A 1,158-nucleotide genomic window follows, 5' to 3' on the forward strand; every position below is an offset into this window, starting at 1 on the left:
GGCAGGGGAATCGCATATGGCGATTTTGGGCTTGAAGTTGGTTTGAGAAGGGATTCTTTGGGAAGGCAGTCCACCGAGGAGTGACTGCCATTACCAGCCTTGAGAGCTATTTCGGTACGGTGCCTGATCCGCGCGCGGCCAACGCCACACATCGGCTTGGCGACCTGATCGTGATGATGATCGCCGCGAGCTTGTGTGGCGCGACCAACGCAACGGAGTTTTCGTTGTTCGCGCAAGAACGCAAGCCGGCGCTGTCGCGTTTGATCGACTATGAGGAGGCGCCCAGCCACGACACCTTCTCGCGGCTGTTGCGCCTGCTCGATCCGGAGGCCTTCGGACGTGCGTTCGCCGCCTTTGCCGCAGGCTTTGCCCAGGCCCGCCAGGGCGTGGTCTCGCTTGATGGCAAGGCGCTGCGGCGGGCCTATGAGAAAGGTCTTGCGGCCAGCCCGCCCCTGACGGTGTCGGCCTTTGCCAGCCAGGCGCGGCTATGTCTGGCGGCGGCCTCGCCCGGCGAAGGAGACAATGAGGTCGAGGCTGCCCTCAAGGTCGTCGAACTCATTGATCTTACTGGACGATTGGTCACTGCCGATGCCCTCCACTGCCACACGCGCATGGCCAAGTCCATCATTCAGCGCGGCGGCGACTATCTGCTCGCGCTCAAGGGAAACCGCCGGCATTGGTTGGCTCGGGCCAATCAACAACTGGCCCAGACCACTCCCGCCGTCACTGAGCGGACCGAAACCAGCCATGGCCGCAGCGAATGGCGGCAGGCAGAGGTCGTGGTGGCAGCTGAACCAATGATGCCTGGGCACAAGGCCTTCATCCGCATCACCAGCCGGCGCGATCAGGCCAAGCCGCTGACGCGCCTGTTCATGGCCTCAACGCTGCTGTCGCCGCAGCAGGCGATCGACCTCACCAGAGCCCATTGGCAGATCGAGAACTCACTGCACTGGATGCTTGACGTTCATCTGCACGAGGATCTCAGCCGTGCCCGCAAGGACAACGCCCCCGCCAACACCGCCCTCATCAACCGCATCGCCAGAAATATCCTTCAGGCCGCCGACATCGACAAAGTCCCCATCAGCCACCGCATCAAGAAATGCGCTTGGAATGACGACTATCTCATCCAGGCAATCGCTCATATGCGATAGCCCTGCC

The 1,158-nt window shown here is 62.2% G+C and carries 1 protein-coding gene; it reads left to right on the plus strand.

What is annotated here, in order from left to right:
- The first annotated feature begins 119 nt into the window (after window positions 1-119).
- A complete protein-coding gene (locus tag CKW40_RS42245) occupies window positions 120-1,151 on the plus strand; it encodes an ISAs1 family transposase (protein WP_244571572.1) in 1,032 nt (343 codons plus the stop codon).
- Window positions 1,152-1,158: the final 7 nt, after the last annotated feature.

Origin of the sequence: Mesorhizobium carmichaelinearum (assembly GCF_900199455.1) — a bacterium.
Classification (GTDB): domain Bacteria; phylum Pseudomonadota; class Alphaproteobacteria; order Rhizobiales; family Rhizobiaceae; genus Mesorhizobium; species Mesorhizobium carmichaelinearum.